At 65.0% G+C, this 24,945-nt stretch carries 23 protein-coding genes; 13 read left to right on the top strand and 10 right to left on the bottom strand.

Features of this window, described 5'->3' with window-relative positions; translation table 11 throughout:
- Positions 1–6 precede the first annotated feature (6 nt).
- Positions 7–228, bottom strand: a complete 222-nt coding sequence (locus tag JN280_RS37585) for a hypothetical protein (RefSeq protein ID WP_202309239.1) — start codon at positions 226–228, stop codon at positions 7–9.
- 204 nt (positions 229–432) lie between these two features.
- On the opposite strand from JN280_RS37585, the gene JN280_RS37580 reads away from it, so the two are divergent.
- Complete coding sequence (locus JN280_RS37580; RefSeq protein WP_244742683.1) at positions 433–1,032, top strand: TetR/AcrR family transcriptional regulator; 600 nt, start codon at positions 433–435, stop codon at positions 1,030–1,032.
- Between the two features lie 315 nt (positions 1,033–1,347).
- Here the strand turns inward: JN280_RS37580 and JN280_RS37575 are convergent, their stop codons facing one another.
- The 3 genes from JN280_RS37575 to JN280_RS37565 form a co-directional block, all read right to left on the bottom strand.
- Positions 1,348–1,548: a hypothetical protein gene (locus JN280_RS37575; RefSeq protein WP_202309237.1), complete on the bottom strand. Its 201-nt coding sequence runs from the start codon at positions 1,546–1,548 to the stop codon at positions 1,348–1,350.
- The gene (locus tag JN280_RS37570; protein WP_244742679.1) at positions 1,535–2,617 is read right to left on the bottom strand and encodes an NAD-dependent epimerase/dehydratase family protein; all 1,083 of its coding nucleotides are present in this window, start codon (positions 2,615–2,617) and stop codon (positions 1,535–1,537) included. The genes JN280_RS37575 and JN280_RS37570 overlap by 14 nt, the downstream gene beginning before the upstream one ends.
- A 102-nt stretch (positions 2,618–2,719) precedes the next feature.
- The gene (locus JN280_RS37565) at positions 2,720–3,592 is read right to left on the bottom strand and encodes a sugar phosphate isomerase/epimerase family protein (RefSeq protein ID WP_202309236.1); all 873 of its coding nucleotides are present in this window, start codon (positions 3,590–3,592) and stop codon (positions 2,720–2,722) included.
- A 345-nt stretch (positions 3,593–3,937) separates the two neighbouring features.
- Between JN280_RS37565 and JN280_RS37560 the strand changes: the two genes are divergently transcribed.
- Both JN280_RS37560 and JN280_RS37555 read left to right on the top strand, forming a co-directional pair.
- Entirely contained in the window at positions 3,938–4,195 is a 258-nt protein-coding gene (locus JN280_RS37560) for a type II toxin-antitoxin system ParD family antitoxin (protein WP_202315298.1), read from the top strand.
- Positions 4,188–4,475: a type II toxin-antitoxin system RelE/ParE family toxin gene (locus tag JN280_RS37555; RefSeq protein ID WP_202309235.1), complete on the top strand. Its 288-nt coding sequence runs from the start codon at positions 4,188–4,190 to the stop codon at positions 4,473–4,475. The genes JN280_RS37560 and JN280_RS37555 overlap by 8 nt, the downstream gene beginning before the upstream one ends.
- A 41-nt stretch (positions 4,476–4,516) precedes the next feature.
- Here the strand turns inward: JN280_RS37555 and JN280_RS37550 are convergent, their stop codons facing one another.
- The 5 genes from JN280_RS37550 to JN280_RS37530 all read right to left on the bottom strand — a co-directional run bounded on the left by JN280_RS37550 (position 4,517) and on the right by JN280_RS37530 (position 8,277).
- Positions 4,517–5,173: a TetR family transcriptional regulator gene (locus JN280_RS37550; RefSeq protein ID WP_202309234.1), complete on the bottom strand. Its 657-nt coding sequence runs from the start codon at positions 5,171–5,173 to the stop codon at positions 4,517–4,519.
- Between the two features lie 2 nt (positions 5,174–5,175).
- Positions 5,176–5,733 carry a sugar phosphate isomerase/epimerase family protein gene (locus tag JN280_RS37545; RefSeq protein ID WP_202309233.1) on the bottom strand — a complete coding sequence of 186 codons (558 nt, stop codon included), beginning with the start codon at positions 5,731–5,733 and terminating at the stop codon, positions 5,176–5,178.
- Positions 5,654–6,022 (bottom strand): hypothetical protein, encoded by a 369-nt coding sequence (locus JN280_RS37540; RefSeq protein ID WP_202309232.1) that lies wholly within the window; start codon positions 6,020–6,022, stop codon positions 5,654–5,656. The genes JN280_RS37545 and JN280_RS37540 overlap by 80 nt, the downstream gene beginning before the upstream one ends.
- A 79-nt stretch (positions 6,023–6,101) precedes the next feature.
- Positions 6,102–7,292: an MFS transporter gene (locus JN280_RS37535; RefSeq protein WP_244742676.1), complete on the bottom strand. Its 1,191-nt coding sequence runs from the start codon at positions 7,290–7,292 to the stop codon at positions 6,102–6,104.
- A 46-nt stretch (positions 7,293–7,338) separates the two neighbouring features.
- Positions 7,339–8,277, bottom strand: a complete 939-nt coding sequence (locus tag JN280_RS37530; protein WP_202309230.1) for a PLP-dependent cysteine synthase family protein — start codon at positions 8,275–8,277, stop codon at positions 7,339–7,341.
- A 61-nt stretch (positions 8,278–8,338) separates the two neighbouring features.
- On the opposite strand from JN280_RS37530, the gene JN280_RS37525 reads away from it, so the two are divergent.
- Positions 8,339–8,812, top strand: a complete 474-nt coding sequence (locus JN280_RS37525; RefSeq protein ID WP_274609051.1) for a MarR family winged helix-turn-helix transcriptional regulator — start codon at positions 8,339–8,341, stop codon at positions 8,810–8,812.
- Between the two features lie 5 nt (positions 8,813–8,817).
- On the opposite strand, the gene JN280_RS37520 is transcribed toward JN280_RS37525, so the two are convergent.
- Entirely contained in the window at positions 8,818–10,494 is a 1,677-nt protein-coding gene (locus JN280_RS37520; RefSeq protein ID WP_202309228.1) for an FAD-dependent oxidoreductase, read from the bottom strand.
- Positions 10,495–11,227: 733 nt separating this feature from the next.
- Here JN280_RS37520 and JN280_RS37515 point away from each other — a divergent pair.
- From JN280_RS37515 to JN280_RS37475, 9 genes are all read left to right on the top strand, one after another.
- Entirely contained in the window at positions 11,228–12,856 is a 1,629-nt protein-coding gene (locus tag JN280_RS37515; protein WP_202309227.1) for a GMC family oxidoreductase, read from the top strand.
- Positions 12,857–12,914: 58 nt separating this feature from the next.
- Positions 12,915–14,537 (top strand): long-chain-fatty-acid--CoA ligase, encoded by a 1,623-nt coding sequence (locus JN280_RS37510; protein ID WP_202309226.1) that lies wholly within the window; start codon positions 12,915–12,917, stop codon positions 14,535–14,537.
- A gap of 2 nt (positions 14,538–14,539) precedes the next feature.
- Positions 14,540–16,270 carry an aldehyde dehydrogenase family protein gene (locus JN280_RS37505; protein WP_202309225.1) on the top strand — a complete coding sequence of 577 codons (1,731 nt, stop codon included), beginning with the start codon at positions 14,540–14,542 and terminating at the stop codon, positions 16,268–16,270.
- Between the two features lie 40 nt (positions 16,271–16,310).
- Positions 16,311–16,940, top strand: a complete 630-nt coding sequence (locus JN280_RS37500; protein ID WP_202309224.1) for a TetR/AcrR family transcriptional regulator — start codon at positions 16,311–16,313, stop codon at positions 16,938–16,940.
- 255 nt (positions 16,941–17,195) lie between these two features.
- Positions 17,196–20,210 (top strand): trypsin-like peptidase domain-containing protein, encoded by a 3,015-nt coding sequence (locus JN280_RS37495; protein WP_202309223.1) that lies wholly within the window; start codon positions 17,196–17,198, stop codon positions 20,208–20,210.
- Between the two features lie 255 nt (positions 20,211–20,465).
- Positions 20,466–21,260: a DUF899 domain-containing protein gene (locus tag JN280_RS37490; RefSeq protein WP_202309222.1), complete on the top strand. Its 795-nt coding sequence runs from the start codon at positions 20,466–20,468 to the stop codon at positions 21,258–21,260.
- Positions 21,257–21,529, top strand: a complete 273-nt coding sequence (locus JN280_RS37485) for a hypothetical protein (RefSeq protein WP_202309221.1) — start codon at positions 21,257–21,259, stop codon at positions 21,527–21,529. Before JN280_RS37490 ends, JN280_RS37485 begins: the two co-directional genes overlap by 4 nt.
- Before the next feature lie 629 nt (positions 21,530–22,158).
- Entirely contained in the window at positions 22,159–23,493 is a 1,335-nt protein-coding gene (locus JN280_RS37480; RefSeq protein ID WP_202309220.1) for an oligosaccharide flippase family protein, read from the top strand.
- A gap of 3 nt (positions 23,494–23,496) precedes the next feature.
- A complete protein-coding gene (locus tag JN280_RS37475) occupies positions 23,497–24,471 on the top strand; it encodes a glycosyltransferase (RefSeq protein ID WP_202309219.1) in 975 nt (324 codons plus the stop codon).
- The last annotated feature ends 474 nt before the right edge of the window (positions 24,472–24,945 follow it).

Below are 24,945 nucleotides of genomic sequence, written 5' to 3'. Positions count from 1 at the left end.
TTCGGGTCAGAAGGCCCGTATGCTGTCGAGTGGCGACGGCGCGGGTAGGAACAGTCTGCCGGCGGGAAGGGCGTAGGCGGCCGCCTCAGCTTCCCTGAGGCGCTTCGCCTGCCCGGCCAGCATCGCGCGGAAGGCCGCGGGGTCGATACGATCGGCCCGCATGACCGCGAGGGTCATGGGGTCGTTCAGAAGCTGGTCGACGGTCAGGTTCTGGTGAAACGAAGCCATAAATCCTCCTTTTTCGGAATCGCGGCTTGTCCGCGGTCCGATACGATCGGGTCAACATCTATGCTTGGGCGATCCCGATTTCCCGGAAATCGCGGCCCCTGAACGCTCGTTCTTGACAGGACGCTGTCAGGGGTGTTACCGGTAAGTAACAAGGCAACTGTTACTACTCGGTAACATCCTGGTCAAGCCATGGCGGACCAAAAAGTGAAACACGACGAAGTGATCGATCAGCCGACCCTGCGGCCGCGAGACCGCATCGTGGTGACGGCGCGCGAAATGTTCCAGCAGCACGGCATAAAGGGCGTCGGCGTCGACGCCATCGCCGAGGCTGCCCACACCAACAAGATGACGCTTTACCGGCATTTCGGCTCGAAGGATCACCTCATCGTCGAATGCATGCAGAAATGCGTCGACGAGGGCAGCGCGTGGTGGTGCGGTCTGGAAACCGATCATCCCGGCGACCCGCGAGCGCAGCTTCGGGCCTGGGTGGAGCACGGCGCGGCCTTTCTGCGTTCGGGCGAGCGCGGCTGCGAGATGGCCAATGCGGCGGTCGAACTCGCCGATGGCGACCATCCGGCCAAGCGCGTCATCGAAGAGGCCAAGAAGGCCCATCGCGACCGTCTCGCGGAGCTCTGCAAAGGGGCGGGACTCAGCCGGCCGGAGCTCGCGGCCGACATGCTCGCGTTGCTGCTCGAAGGCGCCAAGATCAGCCGCCAGAGCGAAGGGCTGGAAGGCCCGAGCGCCCGCTTCCGGCGCATGGCCGATGAGATCATCGTCTCGTTCGGTGGCAGCTTGGAGGGGTGAGGCGCGAGCACGCGGGGATTTTCAGTTGGCCCAGTTCCGCACGCTACATTTCGAATGTCGATGGCTGCCGACCCCTCATCCGACCTCGCTTCGCGAGGCCACCTTCTCCCACAAGGGGAGAAGGGAACGCCCGCATCAACGCTTCGGCCAATCATCGAGGTCGGTGATTTGCAGAGCCGGCAAAGCCAGGCTCCAGCCTTCTCCCCTTGTGGGAGAAGGTGGCCTCGCCCGTGAGGGCGAGGTCGGATGAGGGGTATTCCACAGGGCGGTCGAACGCTACGTTCGCGACCGACAATCCGAGCGGCAGACGCCCTATCACCAACCCACAGGCCGTCTGCCGGCCCAGGGGCGGGCGCGCTCGAGTTGCCCGGCAAGGCGGAAGAGCAGACCTTCCTCGCCGTAGCGGGCGGCGAAGTGGCAGCCGATGGGGAGGCCGTTCCGGCTTTCGCCGAGCAGGCACGCCTCCGTGTCGGACCGACCGAGCGCGACCGTGCTGGGCGCCTCAGAAGCCGCCATCGCGGACCTCGTATTTGGTCGGCTTGTTGAAGCTGAGCTGATCGCGCGCCACCCAGTCGGCCACCCAGTCGAGCATCGCGCCGAGCGGCACTTCGGGGTAACCGAACAGCTTCGCCGCTTCGGCGGTGTTGGTGAGCCAGGCGGTCTGGGACTCGGTCCCGACGAGATTGGGGCGGACGTCGAGGCGTGTGCCGAGCTCCTGCGCCAGCCATCGGACGGAGAGCGTTTCCGGTCCACTGATGTTGATGGGGGAGGTCGGCGTGGTGCAGTGGAGAAGGCAGCGTAGCGCCTGCGAATTGGCGTCGCCCTGCCAGATCACATTGACGTGGCCCATCAGCGACAGGTCGATCGGGATGCCGGCCTTCACGCGGCTCGCCAGGTCGAACAGCACGCCGTAGCGCAGGTCGATGGCGTAGTTCAGCCGGAACAGGCGACCGGGTGTCGCGAACTTGCCGGAGAAATACTCGAACATCCGTTCGCGGCCGAGGCAGGACTGGGCATATTCACCACGCGGCCCGGGCGGCGTCGTTTCCAGCGCGCCCTGATGCAGGACATCGACCAGCGGATAGATATTGCCGGTCGAGAAGGCGACGATGCGGGACCCGCGAAAGGCCTCCGCGACGATCGCCGGGCTGTGCACATTCATCGCCCAGGTCAGGGACTGGTTGTCGCTGGCCCCGAATTTGCGCCCGGCCATGAAGAGGACGTTCTTCACCTTTGGCAGCGCATTCACCTGCCCGGCATCGAGGAGATCGGCGGTGATCGTCTCGATGCCCCAGCCTTCGAGCCGCTCGCGCATGCCGGCCTCGCTGAAGCGGGCGACGCCGATGATGCGCTTGGAGGGTGCGGCGTTGCGGGCGAGCCTGGCCAAAGTCGGCCCCATCTTGCCGCCGACTCCGAGCAGCATGATATCGCCGTCGAGGCCTTCGAGGTCCTTCACCAGGGCGTCGCTCGGCCGTGTCAGGAAGTCGTCGAGCTGCTCGATATCGTCGAAGCGGACGGGTAAGGGCGCCGGCCTGCCGCCACCCATGTCGTTGAGCGTCGGCGTCTTGACCGCGACTGACTGCATCGATCTTCCCCCTTTGCCGTCTCGTTGAGCTGACGCTATCGCGGTCTCACGAAACTTTCAACCGTTTGGTTGAAAGTTATCGAAGATTGTTTTGGGGACCCGTCATCGGATCGTGGCTGCCTGGTCGATCAGGGATCGGAGCCTGGCGAGCGTTGCGCGCGTGGAGGCCACCGACGGTGACAGATGCGGCTCCACAGCGATGGCTCCGTCATAGCCGTCGGTGACGAGCGCGGCGATCTGACCGGCCCAGTCGACGTCGCCGTCGGCGAGCAGTTCCCATGTTCCATCGGGGTAGCGCCGGGCGTCCTTGAAGTGGACGTTGCGCACGAGGTGCTTCAGCGCCGCGTAACCCTCGGGGAAGGGGACGTCACCTTCGATCAGCGCGTTGGCGGGGTCCCAGTTGATGCCGAGACCGGGAGAGCCGACGCGCCCGATCAAGGCGGCCGAGCGCGCTCCCGTGTCGGCCCAGAAGCCTTCCTCGGTTTCGACGAGCAGTTCGAAGCCGGCGGCCCGGGTCGCCTCGGCTGCCTCGGCCAGCATCTCGGTCACGCCCTCTGGAGCCGAGCCCGCCGGCGCGCCGCTTCGGCTGAAGCTGAAGGCGATGATGTATTTCGCGCCGACCTCACGGGCGAAGTCGATCGACGCCGGAAGCAGGTTCAGCCGATGGTTTTCGACGATCGAGCGGGCATCCTGCCAGGAGTGGTAGAAGCCGGCATCCATCCAGCCGAGATTGGACCGAGCGGGCTCTCCAGCCGGGAAGGGGCACTTGAACAGTCCCGGTGAGATGGCCGTTATCGAAACACCGAACGAGCGGACCGCTCTAACAAGCCCCTGGCGGACATGGGGGCTGAGGAGCGGAACCCGCCCGTCATGGACCCCGCGCAGCTCGAACCGATCGACCCCCCATTCGAGGCCGAGTTCGAAGGCGGTCTCCGGATCGCTGGAAAGCTCGTCGGTCACGATGCTCTGTTTCACGCTCTGTCCTTGCTCCTGGTGGTGTGGCGGCCGCGGATCGCGGGCCTCGTCGGCCGCGATCGTTCGGGCAGGCGGAGCTAATTACAGAATACGGAAAGTTTCAACCATATGGTTGATAACTGGTCAGGCGGATCGTGGTTTGGATCGGATCCACGGTCGAGATGCTTGATCCAGGTGTCTCGCCCCCGAGCTCAGCGAGTGCCCCTTGCGTATTTTGCCGCTTGGTGACGGTTCGCTGTGAAGGGCTGCCCTATGCGCCACGCTTTGTGTGTCGCCAACGCTATCGGAAGAATTTGCCTGCCTTATCAAAAATTGATAAAGTCGGGCACGGCGAAAGGATCCTCCATGCCAGCCAGTTACAGCCTCGGCCAGCATTACGAGGGCTTTGTGCGTGAGCTCGTCGAGAGCGGCCGTTACGCCTCCGCGAGCGAGGTCGTGCGCGACAGCCTGCGCCTGTTCGAACAACGCGAGAAATTACGCGCCCTGGAAATCGAAAACCTCAAGCGGGCCTACTTCGAAGGCAAGGCCAGCGGCGAAGGTGAGGACGTTGAGCCTGTGGCGTTTCTGCAAGAATTGAAAGCAGAACGATCTGCCCGTGGCTAGATACAAACTGACTCCCCGCGCCCAGCGGGACATGCGCGACATTTGGCGCAATATCGCCCTGGGCAACGAAAATCCGGCTGACAGGCTGCTAGATCGCCTGTTCGACAAGTTCGAGCTGGTCGCCGGTCACCCTGAGATGGGTGTAGCTCGCCCGGAATTGAGCGAAACGGCCCGCATCCTGATCGACGACCGCTATATCTCCATCTACGAGCCGGCGCCCTACGGCATCCTGGTTATCGCCGTGGTCCACGGCATGCTCGACCCGGCAATCTGGCTCTGAGATTCTGCGTTCCAAGACTGCGTTGGAGCGCCAGTGACGCGCTACGGCCGGAGGCCGGCGAGTGTCAGCGTCACGATGTGGTCGCGATAGGAGGCCAGCGCCGTGGGCTGGGTGAGATCGCGTCCGAAGATGGCCGACATTGTGAGGCCGTTGGCGAAATAGAAGAAGGTCATGCCGGCGATCGAGATGTAGAGTTCGAGCGGATCGACGCCGACGCGGAAGATGCCTTCCTTCTCGCCGCGCCGTAGCGTCTCTTCAATCAACTCGAGCAGTGGGGAGTTGGTCTGGCGCGCCGCATCCGAATTCCTGACATGGCGCGCGCCATGTGCATTCTCGTCGGCCAGCATGCGGATGAACTCGCGGTGCTGGGCGAGGTAGTCAAGCGAGAAATCGATCAGCCGCTCCATCGCCTCGCGCGGCGGCAAAGCGGCGAGGTCGAGTTCCCTTTCGAGGCTGCGGATGTCGGAGTAGCTGGCTTCGAGAGCCGCCTTGTAGAGCTCGTCCTTGCTGCCGAAATAATAGTAGACAAGCTGCTTGTTGGCTCGTGCGCGCCTGGCGATGCTGTCGACGCGCCCCCCGTCGAGGCCGCGCTCGGCGAACTCCGCGCGCGCCGCCGCCAGTATGGAGGCTTTGGTGGCCTCGGGATTGCGGCGGTTGCGCGGACGTTTGGCTGTGTTCGGCTCGATAGAGGTCGACATGATCACCCGGATCGGGCGCGCCGGCTGCGCGCCTCCAACAGCCCCCGCACATAACCGATCGCGCGCGCCGCGCAAGCCATGCCGTCCGGTTCATAGACGAAAGGCTCGATGCCCACGGCGCCCGAATAGCCGGATCCAAGGAGCACATCGACGACCTCGCCGAAGGCGAGTTCCCCCTCGCCGGGGCCGCGCCGGTTGGGGTCGTTGAAATGGACGTGGCCCACGACACCCTTCGGCAGCCAGCGCCGCAGCAGCGCGGCGACATCGTCGCCGTCCGTCGCCGCGGCGTAGCAGTCGACCATGGTTCCCAGCGCCGGCGAACCGATGGCGACGACGATTTCCAGGGCTTCGTCGACGGAGTTGACGAAAGCCGTGTCCCGCCGGGATAGGGGTTCGATGAGATAAACAACGCCGGCATCGCGCGCGGTCGCGGCCATGGCCGCGAAATAGGCGATCCCCCGCTTTCGGCCCTCGTTATCGTCACCCGCCTCGAGGCGGCGCTGGCCGGGAGAGCCGTGGACGAGGTAGCGCCCCCCGAGCTCGGCGCAGAGCCTGACCAAGCCTCGGCCGGTCTCGAGCGTTCTGCCCGACGTCCTCGTCCGCGCTGGTGATCGACAGGCCTTCGGGCGCGGCGAGCAGCCAGTGCAGGCCGGCGATCGGGATGCCCTCCCCATCGGCGATCGCGCGGTATTCGCGAATCGCCGACGCCGTCAGCTCATGCGGCGTGGGACTGAGGGTGAAAGGAGCGACCTCAAGGCCGTTGTAGCCGACCGCGCGGGCAAAGGCGCATTGGCACCGGAAATCCAGGGTCCGGACCACTTCGTTGCACAGGTTGATGGGAAATGTCATTCGTCTCCGCCCGACGCAAGGCGCCATCGATGCCACAATTCGCGGCGGTCGTCTTCATGCTTGTCCATATCGGGAGAAATCAGGACGCCAGCCGACCACGGACAGCGACGAGCCTCGCCAGGGTCAGCGCTGCGAAGCCGGCACCTGCGAGGAATGTGCCCGACGGTCCGGCCGCGTCCCAGAGCGCGCCGGCGATCACGCTGGCGGCGAGCATGGCGATGCCGGTGACGAGATTGAACATGCCGAAGGCGGTCCCGCGCAGTTCCGCCGGCGCTGCACCGGCGACAAGGCTCGCGAGCAGTCCCTGGGTGAAGCCCATATGGAGCCCCCACAGCGTGACGCCGATCCCGACGGCGAGCAGATCCGTGGAGAAGGCGAGCACGAGGTCGGCCGCCAATAGCATGACGAGGCCGAACGCAAGCAGCGTGGTCTTGCCGATGCCTCGATCGGAAAGCACGCCGACCGGATAGGCGGACAGGGAAAAAGCGAGGCTCATCAGCACCAGGACGATCGGCACGAGTGTCAACGGCAGGCCGATCGACTGGGCCCGCAGGATGAGGAAAGCCTCGCTGAAACGTGCCAGTGTGAAGATCGTCGCGATGATGACCACCCACCAATAGCCTGATCCCAGCCGACGGAGTTCGTCGCGGCGCAGCGGCATGCGCACACGGCGCAGATCCTTCGGCCGCTCCGGCTCCCTGACTGCAACGACGAGCAAGCCGACCGAGAGGAAGGCCGGGATGACGGCGATCCAGAACACGGTGCCGAAATGCTCCGCCGTCAGCCACATCAGGCCGATGGCGAGCAGCGGCCCGACGAAGGCGCCGATCGTGTCGAGCGACTGGCGCAGGCCGAAGGCGGCGCCGCGCAACTCCGCAGGCGTGATGTCGGCGACAAGCGCGTCGCGCGGCGCTCCGCGGATGCCCTTGCCGATCCGGTCGATGAAGCGGGCGGCAACCAGCCATTCGATCGAGGCGGCAAGCGGGAAGATCGGCTTGGTAAGAGCGGCAAGACCATAGCCGGCCGCGGCGAGCAGCTTGCGCCGGCCGAGCCAGTCGCTGAGCGCGCCTGAGAAGACCTTGGTGACCGAGGCCGTCGCCTCGGCGATGCCCTCGATGATGCCGACGGCCAGGGCCGAGGTGCCGAGCACCGCGACCATGTAGACGGGGAGCAGCGCGTGGATCATCTCGGAGGAGATGTCCATCAGCATCGAGACGAAGCCGAGTGCCCAGACGCCGACCGGGATGCTTCGGCGTGTCGTGGGGAGCATTGCCGTGTCCATGGTCGAGGGTCTGTTCCTGCTCTGATTCGCCGCCTCAGGCCGTCACCTTGTCTTTCGCATAGGAAGAGAGATATTTCATTCCCGTGTCGCACATGACGGTGACGACCGTCGCGCTCGGCCCGAGCCGTTCGGCCAGCCTGAGGGCCGCGATCACATTGGCGCCGGTCGACGTGCCGGCGAAGAGGCCTTCCTCCCGGGCGAGGCGAAGCGCCATGGCTTTGGCCTCATCGGTCGAGACGCGCTCGATCCGGTCGGCTATGCCGTCCTGCCAGAGAGGCACGACATAACCCGCGCCGACCCCGTCGATCCTGTGCGCGCCCGCCGGACCGCCTGACAGGACCGCAGACTCGGACGGTTCGACCGCCACGATGCTGACCCGATCGTCGCGCCGGCGAAGCGCCTCGGCCGTGCCACGCAGCGATGCCGCGGTTCCGACGCTCTGGACAAAGCCGTCGATCCGCCCCGACGTCTGCTGCCAGATTTCCTCGCCCAACCGGTGATAGGCGGCGAGTTGATCCCGGTTCTGCATCTGATCGGTCCAGAAGGCTCCCGTCCGTTCGGCGATGACGCGGGCAGCCTCGATCATGTCGCGGGTCAGTTTCCCGGTCATCCGTCCGCTCTCGCTCGGCACGATGTCGAGCCGCGCACCGAGGATGCGCATATGGTCGAGCTTTTCCCGGGCAAAGGCGTCGGAGCTGACGATGTGGAGCGGATAGCCCTTCACCGCGCAGACGAGCGCCAGCGAGACGCCGGTGCTGCCGCCGGTATATTCGACCACCTGCCCGCCGGGCTTCAGGCGCCCATCGGCCTCGGCCGCCTCGACCATGGCGAGCGCCATGCGGTCCTTCATGCTGCCGGTCGGGTTCTCGCTTTCGAGCTTGAGCAGGATGCGTGCGCCATTCCCCGGCACGATACGCCGCAGCGCCATAAGCGACGTGTTGCCGATCCCCGCCAATATGCCTGGTTCGCTCATCGGCCAGAGCCTCCGTTTCGCTATTTTCATGTAGGTACAAACTTTGTATATACATGGACCTATGACGAAAGCCGAGCAACCGAAAAAGACTCTTCGCCGCGATGCTGTCGCGCTGGTCGCCGCGTGTCCTGGCCTCAACAGCCGCGCCGTCGCCCGGCGCATCAGCCAGTTCCTGGATCGCGAACTCGCGGGTTCCGGGTTGAGCCTGGCGCAGCTCGGCCTGATGGCGCAGATCGCCGCTGCCGAGGACGACCGGCTGGGTGCCCTTGCCGATCGGATCGGTCTCGATCAGTCGACGCTCTCGCGAAACCTCAGGACGCTGGAGGGCGCTGGCATGGTGGAGATCGCGATCGTGGAGAAAGATCTGCGTCGACGCGCGGTGTGGCTCACCGAGGCCGGTGCGCGGCGCCTCGAAGCGGCGGTCCCGGTCTGGCGTGCGGCGCAGAAGCGAATGGCGCTTTTGCTCGAGGTCGATCTCGTGCGGCGCCTGGCGATCGAAAGCGATGCGCTGCTGGCCGACGACAAGGCAGCCTGATCGCGCTACCCACCGGCTGCGGCCGCCGGCTGCATCGCGCCCTTTGCCCCTGTCACGGTTCGCCACAATGCCGCCGCGTCGCGGGGCGGCGCCTTGCCGCGCCATGCCACGATCTGATCCGGCCGGATCAGAACCAGACAGGCTTCGTAGAGCGCGCGGGTTTCTTCATCGGGCATGTCGAGCACGGTCGCCGGGATGCCGAGGCGCGCAGCGGTATCGGCAAGTTCCTGCCCGAGTTCCGGCCGCGAGCACATGATGGTGAATTCGAAACCGAAGAGATCGAACAGCGACCGTCCGTCGGGCAGCCAGCGATGCGGCGTCCGACCGCCCGGACAGGCCGTTGGCGTGTAGTTGTTGGCGGAATCGGGCGGCGGCGCCGTGCCGTCGGGCACGATGACGGGCGAGTCGTCGTAGCGGGCCCCGAAAGTGATGCCCGGAATGTTGAATTCCGCGCGGATGGCGGCGTTGAGATAGTTGCCTGCCCTTTGCCGTGCCTCGGTGCCGACGGGAGTCGCGTCTTCGATCGCGGGGTCGGGCGGGACCCCGATGCGGGCCGCGAAGCCGCGCGCGAAGGCGGTGTTGCGCAGCGCCACCGGCCGCCGCTCGGCCTCGTAGCTGTCCATCAGCGCCGGCTCGGCCCAGCCCTTCGCGACCGCGGCGAGCTTCCAGCCGAGATTGACCGCGTCCTCGATGCCGGTGTTGTAGCCGAGCCCACCCGATGGCGTGAAGAGATGGGCCGCGTCGCCGGCCAGCAGCACGCGGCCCCGCTGGAAACGTTCCGCGACGAGCGCGAAGCCGGCCGTCCAGGCCGCGCGCCCCAGCACCTCGATCGGGAAACGCAAGCCGACCACCTGCTCCAGCATGGCATGCATGCTTTCGTCCGTGACGTCTTCCTCACGCTCGCCCGGCCTCAGTTGCGTGTGGAAGACGAAATCCCTGATGCCGTCGAGCGCGCACATGAAGCAGCGCCGCTCGTTATTGAAGGCCCAGTACATCCACGCCTTTCTGTGCGGGATGATGTCGTAGAGATGGGGCGCCCGGAAATGCAGCATCTGCATCCTGCCGCCCATGAAGTCGCGCTGGGCGCCGCCTTCGCCCAGGAAGTTGTAGCCGAGGGTCTTGCGCACGAAGCTGCGCGGCCCGTCGCAGCCGATCAGCCAGCCGACGCGGAGCCGCTCAATCGCGCCATCGTCGGTCCGCGCGATCGTCGCCTCGACGCCGTCGCCGTCGTCCTCGAAGCCGGTGAGCTGCCAGCCGTAGCGCAGGGAGATCGAGGGAAGGCGGCTGGCATGTTCCTTCAGGATCGGCTCGATATAGAGCTGCGAGCAGCGATGCGGCAGTTCCGCCGCGCTCCAGTCGCCGGTGAGGCTCTTGATGATCACCCGCGCATCGCGCGCGGACGGGAGCTCGTAGCGGGCGAGCTCATGGCGGGTGAAGCGCGTGAAATAGGCCATGTCGGTGGGATAGTCCGCCGGCAGGCCCAGGGCGCGAACCTCCTCGGCGAAGCCGAGCCGGCGATAGTGCTCCATGGTGCGCGCCTGTGTGGCGTTGGCCTGCGGCTTCGTCGTGGTGCCCGGCTTGTCGTCGACGAGGATCGCCGGCACGCCGCGCCGGCCGAGCTCGTTGGCGAGCATCAGGCCGCATGGGCCTCCGCCCACGATCAAAACGGCGGCATCCTGCATCGGACCCCTCTCCGGTCGCCTGCCCTGACGAGCCGGTCGAGACATGCCGGCCCCCTTGCCTAACGATCCGCACCAATGTCGGCTGACATACTCCTGGCCCATCAGAGCCAGGCAGAATTGTCTATTTCCTCTCCTTCGTGCGGCCGTTCTTGTCTCGCAAGGCAGAGATATCTCAAATTTCGCCGGGAAACGAAAGGCGGTCGCCCCCTCTGCATTCGGACAAACTGAATCCTCCTTCAGTCGACTATGGAAAGACTTCACTTCAGGGCCTCCGTCGCCCTGATCTGCAACAGGTGCCAGCCCTCATCTTCGTCGAGTCGGGGTTCTTGCCGGACGACGGTCGGGCCGGCGTCAGCCGCGCCTTGCGGCGGCGATCCACCGCGCGACGCGGCGCGCATCGCGGCCGACGCCTGCGACCATCGTCGAGGACACCGCGTACTGGAAGTGAACCCGGCGAAATAGAGCCGCGCCGCAGCAGGCCGCCAAGGTCGCGCACGGCGCCAAGAATGCACGCAATGGCTGCGCACAGGATCAGGGCCGGTTCCGCCATTGCGAGCGTCGTCGTCCGGCGGGCGCTCGGCCTCGCCGTCGATCGGTACTCTTCGGGCGTCTCCTTCGTCATCGCTTGAACGGCGCCATCCTGCCTGAACCCCCTTGCTGAACAAAGAATCTGGACAATTGTTCAGAACTATCCTACGGAACTCTTGGAGGAAGGATTTCAAGGGAGGAAATCATGGCATTCGACTATGTGATCGTCGGTGGCGGGTCCGCCGGCTCGACGCTCGCGTCCCGGCTGAGCGAGGACCCGAACGTGTCGGTCTGCCTCCTGGAAGCGGGCGGCGACGGCAAGGGCCTTCTGATCCGCGCGCCGCTGGGCGTCGTCGCAATGCTTCCCGGCCGACCGTTCAAGCTGAACAACTGGGCCTTCAACACGGTAGCGCAGCCCGGCCTCAACGGCCGGACCGGCTATCAGCCGCGCGGCAAGGCTTTGGGGGGATCGAGCGCGATCAACGCGATGCTCTATGTTCGCGGCCACCGCTCCGATTATGACGATTGGGCACGGCTGGGTTGCGACGGCTGGTCCTATGACGAGGTCCTGCCCTACTTCCGGAAGGCGGAGAACAACGAGCGGGGCGGCAGCGAATTTCACGGCGCGGCCGGCCCGCTGCAGGTTTCGAACCAGAAAAGCCCCCGGCCGATTTCTCAGGCGTTCATCGAGGCGGCGAACTCACTGCAGATACGCACGAATACGGACTTCAACGGCGGTGAACAGGAGGGCGTCGGCCACTACCAGGTCACGCAGTTCCACCAGGTCGAAAAGAACGGCGAGCGTTGTTCAGCCGCGTGCGCCTACCTGCATCCCAATATGGGGCGCAGGAACCTCACGGTCATCACCGGCGCCCACGCCACGAAAATCGTGTTCGACGGCAAGCGCGCCACAGGCGTCCTCTACCGCAGGGGCGGCTCGGAAAAGGAGGCAGCGGCCGCGCGCGAGGTGATCCTGTGCGGCGGCACGTTCAATTCGCCACAGCTTCTTCAACTGTCGGGCGTCGGACGTCCCGAGGATCTGCAGCGCCACGGCATCAGGATGGTGCACGAATTGCCGGGCGTCGGCCAGAACCTGCTCGACCACATCGATTTCATTCTGTCCTACAAGTCGAAGCAGACCGAACTGGTCGGCATCGGCATCAGGGGCACGATCGACATGATCGGGCACATGCGCCAGTGGCGCAAGGACGGCACCGGCATGATCGCGACGCCGTTTGCGGAGGCCGGCGCGTTCCTCAGGACCGATCCGGGTCTCCACCGGCCCGATGTCCAGCTCCATTTCGTGGTCTCCATCGTCGACGACCACGCCCGCAAGCTGCACCTGGGCTATGGCTACTCATGCCATGTCTGCGTGCTGCGTCCGCATTCGTCGGGCCAGGTGTTCCTGCAGAGCGGGAACCCGATGGACGCGCCGGGCATCGACCCGCGTTTCCTCTCGGACAGGCGCGATCTGGAAACGCTGATGAAGGGCGCGAAGATGACGCGCTCGATCCTCGAAGCGGAGCCGATGCGGGCGTACCGGCATAAGGAGCTCTACACCAGACCCGACATGACCGACGCGGAGTGGGAACATCACATCCGTTCCCGCGCAGACACGGTCTATCATCCGGTCGGCACCTGCAAGATGGGCGTCGACGATATGGCCGTCGTCGACCCGCAACTCAGGGTGCGCGGGCTCGAGGGCCTGCGCGTGGTCGATGCTTCGATCATGCCGACCCTGGTCGGCGGCAACACAAACGCGCCGACGATCATGATCGCCGAGAAGGCAGCCGACATGATGAAGAACGGCGCCATCGACAAGGCCGCGGCCTGACGGCCGTTTCAAACGGCGCCTTTCGCGCCGCCATCGATAGTCCAGCAGGGAGAGAAAAATGCTCGGTTCCATGATGAAGCAGCCGCTGTTGATCAGCGACCTGATCCGCCACGCCGCACGCTACCACGGCGACACGGAGATCGTGTCGAGGGAAACCACGGGTGAGATCAACGTCACCCGCTGGGCCGCGGTCGAAGATCAGGCGCGCAGGCTGGCGGCCGGCCTGCGGAAGCTCGGGCTTTCAGAGGGCGACCGCATCGCGACCCTCGCATGGAACAACCACCGGCATCTGAAAATCTGGTTCGCGGTGTCCGGCGCCGGCATGGTTTGCCATACGCTCAATCCGCGCCTGTTTCCTGAACAGCTGATCTTCATCGCCAATGACGCGGCCGACAAGGCGATCTTCTTCGACAGGACCTTCATGCCGCTGGTCAGGGCCACCCGCGAACAGCTCAGGACGGTCGCCCATTTCATCTATATGGGCGGGCGCGACGACGAAGTCGCGAGCGCCATTCCCGGCGTCATCTTCTTCGACGATCTCGTGCAGGACGACCCGGCCGAATGGCCCGTCCTTGACGAGGATACGCCATGCTCGCTCTGCTACACGTCGGGCACGACAGGCAATCCGAAGGGCGTGCTCTACAGCCACCGCTCGACGATGATCCACACCTTCGCCATCTCGCTGCCGGACGCGCTGTCGCTTTCCTCCCGCGAGACGATCCTTCCCGTGGTGCCCATGTTCCACGCCAATGCCTGGGGCATTCCCTACGCCGCCGCAATGGTCGGCGCCAAACTCGTCATGCCCGGACCGGGACTTGACGGCGACAGCCTGCTCGGCCTGATCGACGGACAGAAGGTCACGCTCGCCCTCGGTGTCCCGACGATCTGGCAGATGCTGCTGGCTGCCGCGGAAAGGTCCGGCTCCGGCATGGAGAGCCTGAAGCGCAACGTCATCGGCGGGTCGGCCGCCGCGCCGTCGATGATCGCCACCTTCCGTGACAAATACGACTGCGAGACCATCCATGCCTGGGGCATGACCGAGACGAGCCCGCTCGGAACCGCCAACCAGGTCAAGGGCAAGCATGCCGATCTCGATGCGGACGCGATGGCGCTGCTGCGCCTCGGGCAGGGCCGCCCGCCCTTCGGCATCGACCTTCGCATCGTCGACGACGAGGGCAAGGTGCTTCCGCGCGACGGCAGCAGCCAGGGCGCGCTGCAGGTCAGGGGCCATTGGGTCGTCGATACCTATTTCGGCATGGATAGAAACGCGCTGACCGACGACGGATGGTTCGACACCGGCGACGTCGCGACGCTCGACGACGACGGCTACATGGTCATCCGCGACCGCACCAAGGACATCATCAAGTCGGGCGGCGAGTGGATCTCCTCGGTCGAGCTGGAGAACATCGCGGTTTCCCATCCTGATATCGCAATGGCCGCGGCGATCGGCGCCCGCCACGAGAAATGGGACGAGCGGCCGATCATCGTCGCCGTGAAGGCCGAGGGCAGGAACCCGAGCGCCGAGGAGATCCTGGCCTATTTCGAAGGCAAGGTCGCCAAGTGGCAGATCCCGGATGCCGTCGTCTTCACCGACGCCATTCCGCTCAGCGGCACCGGCAAGATGCTCAAGAACAAGCTGCGCGACCAGTTCGGCGGCATCCTGGCAGAAAGGGGCACGTGATCATGGAAAACAGCGCCGCGAAGATCGCGCCCCCGCCGTTCGCCGACGAATTCGACACGGCGCTGACCGCGCTCGACGCCCACAAGGACGAGTGGGCGCGGACCACCGTCGCCGGGCGGATGCGACTGCTCGCGGCGGTGAAGGACGGCATCATGGCGGTGGCCCGGAACTGGGCGGAAACCGCGGCACGCAAGAAGGGGATCACGTCCGGCTCGCCGCTCGAAGGCGAGGAATGGATCGCCGGGCCCTATGCCACGATGGCCGGCGTCAACGCGCTCTTGCCGACACTGTCCCGGATGGAGGGCAAGGCGTTCCTGAAACACCTGCCGACACGGGTGCTCGAGACCGGGCAGACGGCGATCGAGGTGCTGCCGCATTCGATCTGGGATCGCCTGCTGCTTTCGGGCGTCAAGGCGGAGGTCTGGATGCAGCCCGGCGTGACGAAGGACAATCTCGCGCGGCACGCCGCATTGGCCTACGACCTTCCGGCGCATCAGCGGCGGGGGAAAGTCGCGCTGGTTCTCGGCGCCGGCAATGTTTCCGCGATCACGCCGCTGGATGTGTTGCACAAGTTGTTCCTCGAGAACCAGGTCGTGATCCTGAAGATGAACCCGATCAACGACTATCTGACCGACTGCTACAATGTCGCGATGCGGCCGTTCATCGACCGCGGCTTTCTCAGGATCGTGAAGGGGGGCGCCGATGCCGGCGCCTATCTGGCCGGGCATCCGCTCGTCGAGGAACTGCACATCACCGGTGCCGCAGCCACGCATGACGCCATCGTGTGGGGCGTCGGCGAAGAAGCGGTGCGCAACCGCAAGGCGGGAACGCCGAAGAACCGGAAGCGGTTCACCTCCGAGCTTGGCTCGGTCAGCCCGACCATCGTCGTACCCGGGCCGTGGAGCCCCGCCGACATTCGCTTCCAGGCCGAGAACATCGCCACCCAGAAGCTCCACAATTCCGGTCACAACTGCATTGCCTGCCAGGCGCTGATCATGCCGGGGAGCTGGGAGCGGGGCGACCGCCTGATCGAGGAAATCCGCAAGGTCGCCGCCGCAAACGCGCGGCCCGCCTACTATCCCGGTGCGGAGCAGCGCATGGCCGCGTTCGCCGAAAAGGCATCGAACGTCGTCCACGTTGCCCGCACCGGCGATGCGCCGCCGCTGCTGATCGGCGATCTCGACGGCTGGAACGCCGGCAACGAATGCTTCGCGCCCGCCCTCGGTATCAAGCATATCGAGGCGGCGGACGCGGAGACCTATTTGCGGGCGGCCATCGACTACGCAAACGCGAACCTGTTCGGAACGCTGGGCGCAAACATCCTGATCCACCCGCGCACACTGAGGCAGATCGGCCGCAGGCGTTTCGAGAGTATCATCGCCGGTTTCCGGTACGGGACAATCGCGATCAACGGCTGGTCCGGCCTCGGCTTCCTCGTCACGACCTGTCCCTGGGGTGCGTTTCCCGGCCATACGATCGAGGACGTACAGTCGGGCATCGGAACGGTCCACAACGCCTTCATGCTCGAGAATACCGAGCGCGTGGTCGTCGAGGCGCCATGGCGGCCGTTCCCGCGCAACCTGTTGTCGGGCGGGTTGACCTTGTTGCCGAAGCCACCCTACTTCATCACCAACAAGCGGCAGCACGTCCTGGGCAGGCTGCTGACCGCGTTCCAGTACAAGCCGGGCTGGCTGAAATTGCCGCGGATCTTCTTCCATGCCCTTCTGGGCTAGGCGGGCGCGATTCGGGCAAGAAGACAGGACGAGCGTCAGGATGGACACAGCGGCTGCGCAGAAGATCGGACGCATGCGCGAAGTGGCCGAAAGGAAGGCCGACAAGCGCGTGGAGAAGAAGCGCGAACTGGCCAGGAGCGCGATCCTGACGCTGGCGCAGCTTGGCTACGCCAACACCAGCCTGCGCGACATCGCCACGCAGTCCGGCGTGTCGGTGGGCGTGATCCACTACTACTTCGAAGACAAGATCGATCTCATCTCCTATTGCGTCGAGCAGTACAAGGCCGAGTTCGTCGCGAGGATGCGGTTGATCATCGACTCGTCCACATCGCCGGATTCCATGGTCGAGGGTTTCATCGACGGGCTGGCGCGGACCATCGAGGAAGATGCCGATGCGCACCGGCTCTGGTACGATATTCGCACCCAGGCGCTGTTCGACGAGAGTTTCCGGCCGACCGTGAATGAGATCGAGGGCGCCCTGATCGGCATTGTCCGGCATCTGCTCGACCGCCTGGGGGCGACAGCTATCGATCCGATCGATGCCTATGCCGCACTTGATGGTCGTTTCCGCTACTGTCTGCAGCATTTTGTCCAGCAGGACGCGAATGCTGTTCGAGACTTCCGGGCCGCGCTCGCGCGCCTGTTTTTGCTGCTTGGTCTCAAAGACTAAAGCATGTCTCCCGAAAAGCGGGAGCCGGTTTCGGGACATGACATGCGTAGAACAAAAACATAAAGCGCGTTGAGCGAATCCGATAGATCACGACGCGCTTCAACAGCGTGCGTGCCACCTTCCGACGCGATGCTCTTTACTGCTGGAACATTCATGGCACTATGAATGAAAATGCACTGGCGATCGGTCTGTTGTTGATACGGGACGCGCGATAGCATCGACCTGAACGTAGTCTGTCCAACGTGGGAGGGCGCCGTGGTTGACTCGATTTCCGGGCAGGCTCTGCGGGACATTCCCTTCGCCTCTGCTTCGAAGCCGGAAGCATCGTTCGCCGACATCCGCGCCAGGCTGCCCGTCACCAATCCGGAAAGCATGCAACTCGGATGGAAGAAAGTCCGGGAGGTCGGGGTCACTTTCGAGCGGGCGATCGGCCGCTACGTCACGATATCCGCAACGCTCCTGAAGGTACTGGCCGATCGGAGGCGCGCGGTCGCTCGAATCCAGACAGACGGAACCGACTTTCGCGGCTACACGGGAGCATGGGGAGGAACTGGCTTTCTCGTGGCTCCGAACCTCTTCCTGACCAACAACCATGTTCTCAACAGCGATGCGGTGGCTGGCAAGGCCACGGTCGAATTCGATTATGAAGTTGGCGAGGAGGCGCTGCTCGGCGGCACGAGCGCACTCTCTCCTTCGAAGAAGGTCTTCAAGCTGGATCCGCGACGGCTCTTCATCACCAGCCCTGCGGCAGATGGACTCGACTACACATTCGTCTGGATCGACTCCTCCGCCGCAACCGAATTCGGAACCATCCTCCTCGAACGTTCGTCGTTCACAATGATGGAGGGGGAACAGGCCTTCGTCATCCATCACCCGGACGGCCGCCTGAAGGAAGCCTCGGTCGATGACACCGACATCCTGAAGGTCGACAGCCGCGTGGTCCACTATTCATCGGATACGGATTACGGCTCTTCCGGCGCCCCGGTGTTCAACAGACAGGGCAACCTGATCGCGCTCCACCATGCCACGCGCGAGCAGGATGTCACGCTGGCCGATGGACACAAGTCGAACTATGTCAACGAAGGCATCAAGATCGCGGCCATTGCCCTCGACCTCGAGACCAAGGCCCAGTCCGCTGGTCCGGAAGCTGCGGCCGCGCGCGAGGTGCTCTCTGCCATACGCGGATCCGACACGCTCACGGGCTTCTTCGGCGCCCTTGGCCGGCGTCCCGCGGGTGCCAACGACCTCGAGCGGGTCGTCAATGCCTATACCGGCGACGATGCCGACATCGACGTCGGGTTCTGGAATATCGAGCATCTGGCGTCGCGCTACGACGAAGGGACCAAACTCGAGGCGGCGGCAGCGGTATTGGCTGACATGAAGCTCGATATCTGGGGCCTGTCCGAGGTCTCTCCCAACGCCGTCAGGGCGCTGGTCAGCGAGATCAAGGATCGCTTCGGAGAAGACTACGAATGCGCTTTCTCGGAGCCCGACGCCGGAGACGGCAAGCAGTCGACAGCGGTGATCTGGCGGACCGCCGTGCTGGACGGGTCTCCGGCAGAATGGCCGCAGGAGGTTCGGCCGCTGTTCGAGATGCGGAGCGACGATCCGGCCGCTTCCGAATTCGAGGCCATTCACGGGAAGATTTTCGATCGCTATCCCGGGCTGTTCCGCTTCGTGACGCGCAAGCACTATGGGGCCGGTCCCATCACGCTCCACGTCGTTCCGCTTCACCTCAAGGCAATGTCCGAGGGAAGCCTGCGTCGACGCATGGCTTCCGGCATCCTCCGGCGTGCGCTCGAGGCCCTCAAACAGGATGGGATCGAGGATATCATTCTCGGCGGCGACATGAACGCGACCCTCGCCAGCGGCGATCTCGACCGCCTGAAGGATTCGGGATTTCGCCCGATGGGGGCCGACGACGAGCAGGAGGGCGCCTTCACCTATCTGAAGAGCCCTTTCAAATCCTTCATCGACAACATCTTCCTGTCGCCGAACCTCAAGCACACATTCGGAGACGATGAGTTCCTGGTCGTCGCGCGCGACCGCGAAATCGGGGACTTCGTGAAGACGGTGTCGGACCACCGGCCCATCATGATCCGCCTCGCCCTGCGGGAGAGGCCAAGCGCGGAGGAAGCTGCCGATGCCGCTCTGGGGCCGCTCGACGTCGACAGGCTGCTCGACAGGATCCAGCAGGATGCCAGAGCCGCCCGAAGGCCGTCCGCGTCGCCAGGCGCAACCGGCCAGATAACCTTCGAAGAGCTGAAGCGCATGCTCAGCGATCCGTCGGTGCCCGACGCGAAGATACGGCCCTACCTGCAGGTATCGCCGCGGGACCATGCTCCCTTCTCGCCGATCGTCGAGCCCGATCCGACCAGGGTCATCATGGACCAGATCGACCGCGTCGAGGTGGAAAGCGCCATGAACTGGGGCAACCGCTTTTCCCGCTGGCGACGGGAGCAGCGGTTCGAGCAGCGACTGAATGCCAACGATCCGAAGCCCATCCTCCTGGTCGAAGGAGACTCCTGGTTCCAGTTTCCGCTGCTCATCGACGAGGTGGTCGATCATCTGGACGGCGACTTCGTTATTCGCTGCCTCGGGGCGGCCGGCGACACGGCGGACAACATGATCCACCGCGATCCCGAATATGCGCGCGAGCTCGCGACGCTGGAGGAGAGGCTTGCGAAGAAGAAACGCAGGATAGCCGCCTTCCTGCTGTCGGCAGCAGGGAACGACATTATCGGAGCCGACGCCAATGGCAACTCCGTCCTGCTCAAGCTGCTCAAGAATTATCAGCGTGGCAAGGGCGCCGGCGCGCATATCGACCCCAAAGCCTCAAGAGCGGTCTTCTCATTCCTCGAGGAGGCCTATCGCAAAGTGATCGCAACGGTCCACGCGATCCCCGCCTGCAAGGACCTTCCGATCCTGATCCACGGTTACGACTACGCGATCCCGGGCGGCTTCGCGGAAGACCCGCGACACCCTATCTGGGCGGCGCAGGACAAATGGCTTGGCGCTCCCATGAGAGAGAAGGGGATCGTCGATCCGACCCTGCAGCGCGAGATCGTCAAACTGCTGATCGACCGTCTCTACGATATGTTCGACAAGATCGCAGGCAACAGCCGGGTGACGAAGGTGCATGTGGTGGATGTCCGGGGCGCCCTGGGCCCCGTCGATAGTTGGGCGGACGAGATCCACGGAACGTCGGACGGATTCGGCAACGTCGCGAGCCGCTTCAAGGCGGTGATGAAGCGGGTCATCAGGCCATGACGGCCGACACCGATATCCATCCGTATTGAAGCATGCCCCGGCTGGCGGCGGGAGCATCGCGACGCAGGCGAAAAAGACGCCGGTTCCCGGCAGCTGCGCGCCACCGCGGCGCACGATGATCTCGTCGGAATAGCGCCACACTTGTTACTCCCCGCATCCGAATTCCGGTGCCAAGCTGTCTGACGACCAACGCGTCGAGCCGCGGATGGAACGCGCTTCGGCCTTGGGGGATTTCGTCGGAAACAGGAGGTTGCCATGACCACATCAGCCGAAAATGGACGCAGGAGCGCACAGATTGCCATGCAGACACCGCCGGTCGTGTCCCCGCAGGCCTGGGAACAGGCCCGAAACGAACTGCTCGTCAAGGAAAAGGCCCAGACCCGCGCCCGAGACGCGCTTGCCGCCGAGCGCCGGCGCATGCCGTGGATGGCCGTGGACAAGACCTATGCTTTCGAGGGACCGGCCGGCAGGGTCAGCCTGCTCGATCTGTTCGAGGGCCGGCGTCAGCTGATCGTCTACCGCGCCTTCTTCGAGCCAGGCGTGTTCGGCTGGCCCGATCATGCCTGCCGGGGATGCTCCATGGTGGCAGACCAGGTCGCCCACCTTGCCCACCTCAATGCCCGGGACACCACCCTCGTCTTCATTTCGCGCGCATCCCAGGCCGACATCGAGCGGCTGAAGGCGAAGATGGGCTGGGACATACCGTGGTTCACCATCACGGACGGCTTCGACGCCGACTTCGGCGTGGACGAGTGGCACGGCACAAACGTGTTCTACCGCGACGGCGACCGCGTGTTCCGCACCTATTTCATCAACAACCGCGGCGACGAGCAGATGGGCAACACCTGGAACTATCTCGACATCACGCCGCTCGGCCGGCAGGAGGTCTGGGAGGATTCGCCCGAGGGCTATCCCCAGACCCCGACCTACAAATGGTGGAACTGGCACGACACCTACGTCGCGGACGCGGAGCCCGACAAGAAGTGGGTCGAGGTGTCGGATGCCGGCGAGGCGGCGTTCCGGGAACAGAGCGCGAGCACGAAGCCATGAGCCTCGCCTGTTCCGCCCGCTCCGGCGGGCGGGCGACCCGCCGCAACGCCGTCGGGCGCAGGGCGGCCGAAGGGCTCGCTTTCGCGGCGACGCCGACCTTCGCGACCATGGCGCTGCTGACCGGCGTCCTGGGCGGCGGCCCGGCGGCGACGCTCTGCTCGGCCGCGCAAGCATGGCCTCTGGACGGCATGGTCGCGATGTATCTGCTGATGAGCGCCTTCCACGCGGCGCCGTGGCTGAAGCTGATCGGCGCGAGCCGGTCGGCTTGAAGCGGAGCCGGGTGCGTTCTTCGAGGCTCGCTGCGCTCGCAGACGGCTAGGGGATGCACATATTCTCTGCGGGCCAAGACGTTGCTTACGGCCACCGAGTCGCCTACTTGCCCGTGCCTTGTGGCCTTTGCACCCGGGTGACCCCTCATCCGACCTCGCCCTGAGGGGCGAGGCCACCTTCTCCCACAAGGGGAGAAGGCTGGAGCCTGGCTTGGACGGCTCTGCAAATCGTCAACGTCTGCGATTGGCCGAGACGCTGCTGCAGGGCGTTCCTTTCTCTCCTTGTGGGGTCCGAAGGACGGGTGGAGACCCGTGGCTCCACCCCGGGTGGTGGCCTCGCCCACGGGTCTTGCCTCCGGCAAGCCCGAGGACAGGCTCCGCGAGGTCGGATGAGGGGTATCCCACGATGTGTGCATGTCCTAGCCGCAAGCGGGGAGAGAGAGAGAGAGAGAGAGAGAGAGAGGCTGTCATCGATTGGGGGCACTCGCCCTGTGGAGATCGCAACGTCCCGTCGGTTGCAATGCATGCAACCGGGCAAGAATCCGCTAAGGTCTTCATGGTTTTATGCATCGACTTCGCCGCCGCACCTGTTAGGGGCTGGTCGCTGACGAATGCCTGCGTGAAGGACGATGCTGAATTCCAAAAAGCTGGTGATGCGCGGTGCGTTCTGGACGATCGGCACCTACGGCCTTTCGGTCGGCCTGCGCTTCGGTTCCAATATCGTCCTGTCCCGCCTCGTGGTGCCCGAGGTGTTCGGGATCATGCTCGTCATCAACACCTTGCGCAACGGCATCGAGCTGATCTCGGATGTCGGCATCGGCCAGAACATCGTCCACAACAGCGCCGGCGAGAAGCAGCGTTTCCTCGATACCGCCTGGACGATCCAGATCCTGCGCGGCGCCGTCCTGTTCAGCATCCTGTTCGTCGCAGCCGCTCCACTCGGCAAACTCTACGACCTGCCGGCTTCCGCCATCCAGTTCTCGGCGCTGACGCTCGTCGTCATGGGGGCGGCGTCGATCTCCATCTATATCATGCAGCGACGGCTGCAGATCGTGCGCCTCAACCTCTTCGACCTGGCCATGGACTTCGTCTCGGTGGCGCTCGTCGTCGGGCTCGCCCTCTACAGCCCGACGATCTGGTCGCTGATCCTGGCCAATGTGCTCGCCGCCGCGATCCGGACGGTCGCGACCTATATGCTGCCGCATGCGCGCAACTGGTTCGCCTGGCAGCCGGACTATGCGCGCCAGATCCTGTCCTTCGGCAAATGGATCTATCTCGCCTCGCTGCTTTCCTTCCTGTGCGCGAGCTTCGACAAGCTCTATCTCGGGCAGAGCATTCCGCTGGCGCTGCTCGGCATCTACGGCATCGCCCGCAACGTCGCGGATCTGCCGGGCGCGCTGATCTCGCGGCTCGGCCATTCGCTGGTCTTTCCGATGATCGCACGGGAGCAGGACCGGCCGCGCAGCGAATTGCGCCGGCATCTCAGCCCCTTGCGGCTCAAGCTGCTTCTCGCCTGCGCGCTCGCCATGGGGTTCGGCACGGCCTTTGCCGACTATGCCGTCCGCATCGTCTATGACGAGCGCTATCATGAGGCCGGCTGGATGCTGCCCGTCCTGCTGATCGGGGTCTGGGGCGCGATCCTGTGCAGCATCAACGAATATGCCCTGCTCGGCGTCGGCAAGCCGCTCTACGGTGCGGCCGGCAACATGGCCAAGCTCGCCTGCCTCGTTGTCGGCATCCCTTTGGGACTTCACGTTGCCGGGCTGCTCGGCGCGATCGTGGTGCTGGCCCTCAGCGACGTCTGCCGCTATTTCCTCATCCTTTTCGGCCAGAGGCGCGAGCATGTCTCGTTCTTCCTTCAGGACGTGATGATGAGCGCCCTGATGCTGGGGCTGCTGGGGCTGCTGACCCTGCTTCGGCTGGAATTCGGCCTTGGCACCGCCTTCGACGGCGCGATGGGCTGACGCATGGAACGGGTCGGCGTCGTCGTCATCGGCAGGAATGAAGGCCGCAGGCTGATCGCCTGCCTCACCTCGCTGGGCCAACTGGCGGCTTCGACGGTCTATGTCGATTCCGGCTCGACGGACGGCAGCGCCGAGGCTGCCCGAAAACTCGGCGCACGCGTCGTCGAGCTCGACATGAACATCCCCTTCACGGCCGCGCGGGCGCGCAACGCAGGCTTCGCAGCGCTCGACAAGGCCATACCCGATGTCGAATTCGTGCAGTTCGTCGACGGCGACTGCACACTGGCGCCGGACTGGATCGGCAAGGCGCTTGCCTTCCTGCAAAGCCATCCGGACGTGGCGCTGGTCTGCGGGCGCCGCCGCGAGCGCGCGCCGGAACGCTCCGTCTACAACCGGCTCTGCGACCGCGAATGGGATACGCCGGTCGGCGAGGCGACCGAGGCCGGCGGCGACTGCGTCATCCGCGCCAAGGCTTTCCGCGCCGCCGGCGGCTACAGTGCCGACCTCATCGCCGGGGAGGAGCCGGAGCTCTGCGTCAGGCTGCGCATGAAGGGCTGGCGCATCTGGCGCATCGATGCCGAGATGACGCTGCATGACGCCGACATCACGCGCTTCTCCCAGTGGTGGCGCCGTTCCATGCGCGGCGGCCATGCCTTCGCCGAAGTGTCCGCGCGGCATGCCGGCACGCCCTTCGCGATCTGGACCCGAAGCAGCCGCCGTGCACTGTTCTGGGGGCTCGCGCTGCCGCTTGGCGTCGTGCTGGGCGCGGTGCTGATCCACCCGGCGCTGCTCGCCCTCCTTCTCGTCTATCCCGTCCAGGTGGCGAGGATCGCGTTGCGGGAAGGACCGGCAAAACCCGCGAGCTGGATTTATGCCTTCTTCGCGGTGCTGGCGAAGTTTCCGGAGATGCAGGGCGTGGTGCGGTTCTACCGGGGACGGCTCTTGAAACGCCGCAACACGATCATCGAATACAAGTAGCGTGGTCGGCCGGGTCGGCCTCGATGGACTGATTGTCGGCGCCAGCGCGAGGAGCGCAATTCCGGAAAGCCGACGATGGAGCTTGATGGCAGGGATGCTCCAAGGGATGCCGCACATCGTGGAAGTACCCCTCATCCGACCTCGCCCTTCCGGGCGAGGCCACCTTCTCCCACAAGGGGAGAAGGCTGGAGCCTGGCTTGGCCGCCTCTGCAAATCACCAACATCTGCGATTGACCGAAACGCTGCTGCCAGCGCTCCCCTCTCCCTTGTGGGAGAAGGTGGCCGCGCGAAGCGCGGTCGGATGAGACACACCGCCCGGCGCCGGACGCCATCCTGGATGAAAGTGCCGTGTATCTTGGTACCCCTCTCTGTCCTGCCGGACATCTCCCCCACAAGGGGGAGACTGGCTGTCATCGATGACGGCTCTCGTCTTGCAACGTTGACGATTGGCGAAATCCAAGCGGCCGGCCGGTC

Source organism: Mesorhizobium sp. L-8-10, assembly GCF_016756635.1.
GTDB lineage: Bacteria > Pseudomonadota > Alphaproteobacteria > Rhizobiales > Rhizobiaceae.
The sequence above is the reverse complement of the archived record's forward strand: the minus strand, read 5'-3'. Positions and strand labels throughout refer to the sequence as shown.